Origin of the sequence: Pseudomonas sp. 51_B (genome assembly GCF_017491595.1) — a bacterium.
Classification (GTDB): Bacteria; Pseudomonadota; Gammaproteobacteria; order Pseudomonadales; family Pseudomonadaceae; genus Aquipseudomonas; species Aquipseudomonas promysalinigenes.
Genome location: NZ_JAFGYW010000303.1, coordinates 1 through 475 on the forward strand (window position 1 = coordinate 1; position 475 = coordinate 475).

Genomic DNA, 475 nt, shown 5'->3' on the forward strand with positions numbered 1-475 from the left:
TTCCTACACGCCGGAACTGCTGTGGAGCACCGAGCCGTTCCTGATTGTGTTTTTCCTCATGTACCTCGCCATCGGCCTGCTGTTCGCCCGGCGCAAATTGCGCGACCTGCATGATGCTCCGGCGGAGGCTGATCGCGAGGCGCTGCTGCAATGGTCGGCCCGCAAGGGTGATTATGTCGACGGCACCATGCTGTTCGGCCCGCCGATCATTGGCTTCGGTTTGCAGTTTGCGTTGGTCCAGCACCTCGAATTTGCGGCGGCGTTCAGTGCGTTGGCGCTGGGCATGATCTATATGGCGCTGGCCAAAGTTTTGATGGGCGGGCGCGCGATGCTCCTGGGCGAAACCTGCCTGGCGCTGGGAGTGCTTTTCACCAGCCTGGCGATTCCGCTGGGGCTCGATGCGCGCTGGACTTCTGCGGCGTGGGCCGTGGAAGGCGCGGGAATTTTCTGGCTCGGGTTGCGTCAGCATCGACCG

At 62.7% G+C, this 475-nt stretch carries 1 protein-coding gene; it reads left to right on the forward strand.

Going from position 1 to position 475, the window contains the following annotated elements; translation table 11 throughout:
* On the forward strand, window positions 1-475 hold a 475-nt coding region (locus tag J5M56_RS24945; RefSeq protein ID WP_207938054.1), incomplete at both ends, for a DUF2339 domain-containing protein.